We start from the raw sequence: 6,811 nt of genomic DNA, 5'->3' as shown, positions 1-6,811 counted from the left end.
ACCATGCTGGCAGCCTTGAGCTTGAACTCACTCGAATAAGATTTACGCATATCCAAACACCTCAGATTTGGGCGCTATCATAGCGCCCGATTGAAGTGTCCAAAATCATTAGGCCAGTTCAGCTTGCCCCCGATAGCGGTGGGTCAGTTGGAATATCGTTGACTGAACCACCGCCATCGGGGGCAAGCCCCCTCCCACATTGGGATCTTCAAGTCGCTGGAAACGTTGAATCGCCCAAGCACTCGCACCGAACGCTTCACCGTCGGCTACTGACACAACACAGTTGATCTTCAGCGCTACGGTTGTTGTGCTTGGCTCACTAACCAAACCATTAAGGCTTCGAGCCCCGCCGATGGCTTGGTGTCCGGTGGATACACCAGGTAATACCCCATCCCCGTCGGTACCCTCAGTTCAAACGGCGTCGCCAACCGCCCCGCTTTCAAATCCTCGCCAATCAACGCACTGTCGCCAATCGCCACGCCCGAACCTTGGGACGCCACCGTCATCGCCAGATCCAGCGTTTCAAAATGATGCCCCTGGCTCAAATTGTTCAGCCGCGTATTCGCCGCCTTCAGCCACAACGCCCAATCCCGCTCATCGCGCGTGGGGTGCAGCAGTACCTGTTGCTGCAGGTCGGCCGGTGTGTGCAAGCCACCGAGCAACGCCGGCGCGCAGACCGGGGTGAGTTGCTCATCGAACAGGTGCCGGGCCTCGGCCGACTGCTCGGCGATGGGCGCATAGATCACCGCCGCGTCGAATTGCTCACGGCGAAAGTCCACGGTGTAGGCCACGGTGGTGGTGAGTTCCACCGGCACGTCGGGGCGCTCCCGCTGCCATTGCATCAGGCGCGGCAGCAGCCAGCGCATCACACAGGTGGAGGCCTTGAGTTGCAGGGTCTGGCGGCGATTGCCGATCTGCTCGACCGCCTCACTGATCAGGCCGAACACCTGGTGGGCGCGCAGTGACCATTCGCGGCCCTCTTCGGTCAGGCTCAAGCCGCGCGCCTGGCGTTGGAACAGCGCGTAGCCCAAATGGCTTTCCAACCCGGCAATCTGCCGGCTCACCGCGCCTTGGGTGATGTGCAATTGCTCGGCGGCGCGGGTGAAATTGCAGCACTGGGCCGTGACCCAGAAGGTGTGCAGCGCAGGCAGTGGCGGGAGGCGTTTCATAACAGGCGGAGCCATGACGTGAGGACATGGCTAGTATGACTTTTTATCGATTGTTGTCGCTACCGGCCAGCCGCTCCAATAGCGCCTCGAATCCATAACAAGAGCGACCTCTATGGCGACCTGCGGCGAAGTATTGGTCAACCTCCTGGAAGGCTACGGCGTGGACCAGGTGTTTGGCATCCCTGGCGTGCACACCGTGGAGTTGTACCGCGGCCTGGCCCGTTCCAGCATCCGTCACGTCACCCCGCGCCACGAACAGGGCGCCGGTTTCATGGCCGACGGTTATGCGCGCACCCGTGGCAAGCCCGGCGTGTGCTTCATCATCACCGGCCCCGGCATGACCAATATCACCACCGCCATGGGCCAGGCCTATGCCGACTCGATCCCGATGCTGGTGATTTCCAGCGTGCAGTCACGCAGCCAATTAGGCGGCGGGCGCGGTAAGTTGCACGAGCTGCCGAACCAGGGCGCGATGATGGCCGGCGTGGCGGCGTTCTCCCACACCTTGATGTCGGCGGCGGAATTACCCGGCGTGTTGGCGCGGGCCTTTGCGTTATTCCAGGCCGGGCGACCACGACCGGTGCATATCGAAATCCCGCTGGATGTGTTGGTGGAAAATGCCGACGCACTGCTCGGCAGTGAGCCCGTCAGCGTGGCCCGTGCCGGTGCGGCGCCGTCGGCGGTCAAGCAGATGAGCCAGTTGCTCGCGGCGGCCAAGCGGCCCTTGATTCTGGCGGGTGGCGGCGCCATCGACGCGGCCCCGGCACTGACGCAATTGGCCGAGGCGCTCGGCGCGCCGGTGGCCCTGACCATCAACGCCAAAGGCCTGCTGCCCGCACGCCACCCGCTGCTGATCGGCTCGACCCAGACCCTGGTCGCCACCCGTGCATTGGTGGCCGAAGCAGACGTGGTGTTGGCCATCGGCACCGAGCTGGCGGAGACCGACTACGACGTCACCTTCGCCGCCGGTTTCGAGATTCCCGGAGCCTTGCTGCGCATCGACATCGACCCGGACCAGACCGTGCGCAACTACCCGCCACAGGTGGCGCTGGTGGCCGACGCACAGATCGCCGCCGAGGCGTTGGTGCATGCGCTGAGCAGCCAACCATTGCCGCCACGCAACAGTGCCTGGGGCGCTGAACGTGTCGCACGCTTGTGGGCCGAACTGGACCCTGCCTGGGACGCCGCCACCCGTGCGCAAACCCTGTTCCTCGACACTGTGTTGGACACACTGCCCAACGCCGTGCTGGTCGGTGACTCGACCCAACCGGTGTACAGCGGCAACCTGACCCTGAACCTCGACCACCCGCGCCGCTGGTTCAACTCGTCCACCGGCTACGGCACCTTGGGCTACGCCCTGCCCGCCGCTATCGGCGCCTGGCTGGGGCGTGGCGATGGGCAACCGGTGGTGTGCCTGATCGGCGACGGCGGCCTGCAATTCACCCTGCCGGAACTGGCCAGCGCCGTGGAAGCACGCACGCCGATCATCGTGCTGCTGTGGAATAACCACGGCTATGAAGAGATCAAGAAATACATGCTCAACCGTGCCATCGAGCCGGTCGGCGTGGACATCTACACCCCGGACTTTATCGGTGTGGCCAAGGCACTGGGCTGTGCGGCCGAAAGCATCCAGGGCATCGAGCAACTGCGCACGGCATTGCGCAACGCCGCTGATCGCCAGGGGCCGACACTGATTGAAATCGACCAAGGCCAGTGGATGCGGGAGGTGGCGCAATGAGCCCGGTCGTGAACGGTGTGTATATCAACGGTGAGTGGCGTGCCGGAGAAGCCGTGCTGGAGGTGATCAACCCGGCCACCGAGGCCATCCTGGCCCAGGTCAGCGTCGGCAATGCGGGCACCGTGAGCCTGGCGGTCGACGCCGCCAGCGCAGCCCTCGCCGACTGGTCGAAAAGCACCGGCCGCGATCGTGCCGCCCTGCTGCGCAGGATCGCCCAGGGCGTGGGCGAGCAGCGCGAACAGTTGATGCACCTGCAGTCGAGCAACAACGGCAAGCCGCTATTTGAAGCCGCGATCGATGTGGACGACGCGATCGCCACCTTCGAGTATTACGCCACGGTGGCCGACGACCTGGACGCCGGCCAGGACCTCCCGGTGGCGCTGCCCAGCGCTGACTTCAGCGCACGCCTGCGTCGCGAACCGTGCGGCGTGGTGGGGCTGATCGTGCCGTGGAATTTCCCCATGGTGACCACCGCCTGGAAACTCGCCCCGGCCCTGGCGGCCGGTTGCTGCGTGGTGCTCAAGCCATCGGAAGTCACACCGTTGGCGGAGTTGCAGTTGGCGCGGATTATCGCCGAGGCAGGCGTGCCGGCCGGGGTGTTCAACCTGGTGTGTGGCACCGGCCTAGACGTCGGCGCGCCGTTGGCGGCAGACCGTCGAGTGGCGAAGATCTCCTTTACCGGCAGTAACGCCGTCGGTGTGCAGGTGATGCAACGCGCGGCCGAAACCATCAAGGGCGTGAGCCTGGAATTGGGCGGCAAATCTTCATTGTTGATGCTGGCGGATGCCGACTTGGACCTGGCGGTGGAACTGGCCTGTGGCGGTGGATTTTTCAACGCTGGGCAGATGTGTTCAGCCACCAGTCGCGTGCTGGTGGCTGACAGCCTGGCGGATGAATTCCTGCAGCGTGTTCAGGCACGCGCTGAAAGCATTCGCGTGGCCGATCCCTTTGCCGATGAAGTAGAAATGGGCGCGCTGATCAACCGCGTGCAGTATCAGCGGGTGCTGGGGCATATCCAGCGCGGCATCGAAGACGGCGCCCGTTTGCTCTGCGGCGGTGAGCGCCCGGCGGATCTGCCGAAGGGCTTTTTCATTCGCCCCACCGTGTTTACCGATGTGCCGCTGGACAGCGCATTGTGGAACGAAGAAATCTTCGGCCCAGTCCTGTGTGTACGACGGTTCGCGACTGAGGACGAGGCCATCGCACTGGCCAACAACAGCGATTTCGGCTTGGTGGCGAGCGTGGTCAGCCGTGACAACGAAACCGCCGAGCGCGTGGCGAATGCCTTGCAGGCCGGGCTGGTGTGGATCAACGCGCCGCAAGTGATCTTTGCGCAAGCGGCGTGGGGCGGTTACAAGCAGAGCAGCATCGGCCGCGAGCTAGGGCCGTGGGGGTTGGCGGCGTTTCAGGAGATCAAGCATGTGATCAGATCCAACTGAGGGCGCAGGTCAAATGTGGGAGGGGGCTTGCCCCCGATGGCGGTGTGTCAGTCAACAATGTTCTGACTGAACCACTGCTATCGGGGGCTCGCCCTCTCCCACATGTTGATCAGCGCAATTTTTAGATAGACCTAGCGACTTTCTCATTTGCCCCACTCCCCCGCCCATGGCCTGATGCCCCCTTGTTCACTCAAGGCCGTCCCATGGAAACCGTTCACACCAAACCCACCACCGCCCTGTGGCTGATGATCAGCGTCGTGCTGGTCGCCCTCAACCTGCGCCCGTCGATGGCCGCCGTGGGCCCGCTGTTGTCGTCGATTCGCACCGATGTGCCGTTGAGTTTCAGCAGCGCCGCCTTGCTGACGATGTTGCCGGTGATGGCCATGGGCTTGGCGATGTTCTTTGGCATGGGCCTGGCCAAGCGTTTTGGCGAGCACCGCAGCATCGTGGTGTCGCTGTTGGTGATTGGCGTGGCCACGCTGTCGCGGTTGTTCCTCGACTCGGCGCTGGAGTTGATCGTCAGCGCCATCGCCGCCGGGGTGGGGATTGCGATGATCCAGGCGTTGATGCCGGCGCTGATCAAATCGCGGTTCAGCGATAACGTCTCGCTGTTCATGGGCCTGTACGTCACCGCGATCATGGGCGGTGCGGCACTGGCGGCGTCGTTTGCGCCCTTCGTGCAAGTGCAGACCGGCAGTTGGCGCATTGGCCTGGCGATCTGGGCCGTGCTCGCCGTGCTGGCCCTGGTGTTCTGGTATGCGCAGCGCTCAGCGCTGCCGCCCCTGCCACAAGCCGGCGGCGGCCCTCAAGAATCGTTTTTCGGCAATGGCCGCGCCTGGTTGCTGGCAGTCTTCTTTGGCCTGGGCACCGCGTCCTATACCTGCGTACTCGCCTGGCTCGCGCCGTACTACGTTGAGCAAGGCTGGAGCGAACAGAACGCCGGGTTGCTGCTGGGCTTTTTGACGGCCATGGAAGTGGTGTCCGGCTTGGTCACGCCCGCCATCGCCAACCGCCGCCAGGATAAACGCGGGGTGGTGGCCGTGCTGCTGGTGCTGATCATCCTCGGTTTCTGCGGCTTGATCCTCAGCCCGCAACACCTGAGCCTGCTGTGGCCTTGCCTGCTCGGCCTGGGCATCGGCGGCCTGTTCCCGATGAGCCTGATCCTCTCCCTCGACCACCTCGACAACCCGCGCCGCGCCGGTGGCCTCACCGCGTTTGTGCAAGGTATTGGCTACCTGATTGCCGGGCTGTCGCCGCTGATCGCCGGGATGATCCGCGACCAGCTGGGCAGCTTCGAATGGGCCTGGTGGTCGCTGACGGCAGTGATCGTGGTGATGCTGCTGATCGTCGTGCGTTTTAACCCCAAGCATTACGCGCACCATATCCGCTGAGGTCGTGTTGCAAACAGTATTTGTCCCACAGCAAACATAGAAATGCCCTACAGCGCTTTCTATTGGCACGTCCGTTCCGTTAAGCTTTTGCGCTGTCTTGTACTGAGTTCGGTACAACGGGTTTACGGACGAAACCGATGTTAAACAGTAACTTGCTCAGAAAACTCGATATGCAGGACTTGATGGTGTTTATCGCCGTCTACGATCAGAGCAGCGTTACCGAGGTGTCCGAAACGCTGTTTGTCAGCCAGTCCACCGTGAGCTACAGCTTGAAGAAGCTGCGCACCAGTTTTGAAGACGAACTGTTTATCAACACCCGGGCGGGCATGCGGCCGACGTACAAGGCCACCACCATGTACGGCCATGTGCAGAAGATCCTCGAAAGCATCAACCTGTGCCACGCCGGTGGCCAGGCCTTCGACCCGACCCAGAAAGCCGTGACGTTCAATGTCTGCGCGCCGGAATACTTCGAACAGTTGATCCTGCCGCGCCTGTTGAAACACTTCGATCACGCCGACCTGCCGGTGATCGTCAATGTGCAGAAACTGGAAACCGACATCCCCGCCGATGACCTGCGTGAGGGCCGCCTGGACTTGGTGATCTGCTTCGGCCCCAACTTCCACCGTGCCCATAAAGACTTCCGCACCCAGATGTTGCTGGAGGACGATCTGGTGTGCGTCTTCGATAAGCGCTCGGCACCGCGGGAAGCGGCCTTCAGCCTGCAATCCTTCGTCGAGCGGCGCCATGTATTCCCCACGCCGTGGACCTCCGACACCAACATGATCGACGGCTGGCTGGCGCGCCAGGCGCACAAGCGCCAAGTGATCGCCCGCGCCAACAGCTACGGCGCGGCGCTGAAGATGATCACCGGCACCGACTTCATCGTCACCCTGCCGCGCCGCGTGCAAAAACTGCTGGCGCCGGCGACGGTGTTCGGCCATTGCGAAGTGCCCAACGGCTTGCCGGGGTTCACGCTGGAGATGCAGTGGAATGAAACCAGTGAACAGGACAGTGCCAATACCTGGTTTCGTGAGCAGGTGGTGAAGGTGTGCGCGGATCAGGGGTTACTCTAAC

Annotated in this window: 5 protein-coding genes; 4 read left to right on the top strand and 1 reads right to left on the bottom strand. The window is 62.9% G+C overall.

From position 1 onward, the window contains the following. Window positions 1-296: 296 nt before the first annotated feature. The gene (locus tag QCBJ_RS25065; RefSeq protein ID WP_093543810.1) at window positions 297-1,169 is read right to left on the bottom strand and encodes a LysR substrate-binding domain-containing protein; all 873 of its coding nucleotides are present in this window, start codon (window positions 1,167-1,169) and stop codon (window positions 297-299) included. Between the two features lie 112 nt (window positions 1,170-1,281). Between QCBJ_RS25065 and QCBJ_RS25060 the strand changes: the two genes are divergently transcribed. The 4 genes from QCBJ_RS25060 to QCBJ_RS25045 all read left to right on the top strand — a co-directional run bounded on the left by QCBJ_RS25060 (window position 1,282) and on the right by QCBJ_RS25045 (window position 6,810). Further along, a complete protein-coding gene (locus QCBJ_RS25060) occupies window positions 1,282-2,907 on the top strand; it encodes a 5-guanidino-2-oxopentanoate decarboxylase (protein WP_102061819.1) in 1,626 nt (541 codons plus the stop codon). Continuing rightward, entirely contained in the window at window positions 2,904-4,346 is a 1,443-nt protein-coding gene (locus tag QCBJ_RS25055; protein ID WP_102061818.1) for an aldehyde dehydrogenase family protein, read from the top strand. The genes QCBJ_RS25060 and QCBJ_RS25055 overlap by 4 nt, the downstream gene beginning before the upstream one ends. Before the next feature lie 203 nt (window positions 4,347-4,549). Further along, a complete protein-coding gene (locus QCBJ_RS25050) occupies window positions 4,550-5,737 on the top strand; it encodes a cyanate transporter (RefSeq protein WP_102061817.1) in 1,188 nt (395 codons plus the stop codon). Between the two features lie 137 nt (window positions 5,738-5,874). Next, window positions 5,875-6,810: a LysR family transcriptional regulator gene (locus QCBJ_RS25045; protein ID WP_046034538.1), complete on the top strand. Its 936-nt coding sequence runs from the start codon at window positions 5,875-5,877 to the stop codon at window positions 6,808-6,810. Window position 6,811: the final 1 nt, after the last annotated feature.

This window comes from Pseudomonas sp. QC2, from assembly GCF_002859085.1.
Lineage (GTDB): Bacteria > Pseudomonadota > Gammaproteobacteria > Pseudomonadales > Pseudomonadaceae > Aquipseudomonas > Aquipseudomonas petroselini.
Note: the sequence above shows the minus strand (reverse complement) of the source record. Positions and strands in the feature narration are given on the sequence as shown.

Excerpts from the sequence above, each read along its gene's own strand:
- QCBJ_RS25055 (WP_102061818.1), top strand. The coding sequence starts at position 2,904 with ATGAGCCCGGTCGTGAACGGTGTGTATATCAACGGTGAGTGGCGTGCC.
- QCBJ_RS25065 (WP_093543810.1), bottom strand. The coding sequence starts at position 1,169 with ATGAAACGCCTCCCGCCACTGCCTGCGCTGCACACCTTCTGGGTCACG.
- QCBJ_RS25060 (WP_102061819.1), top strand. The coding sequence starts at position 1,282 with ATGGCGACCTGCGGCGAAGTATTGGTCAACCTCCTGGAAGGCTACGGC.
- QCBJ_RS25045 (WP_046034538.1), top strand. The coding sequence starts at position 5,875 with ATGTTAAACAGTAACTTGCTCAGAAAACTCGATATGCAGGACTTGATG.
- QCBJ_RS25050 (WP_102061817.1), top strand. The coding sequence starts at position 4,550 with ATGGAAACCGTTCACACCAAACCCACCACCGCCCTGTGGCTGATGATC.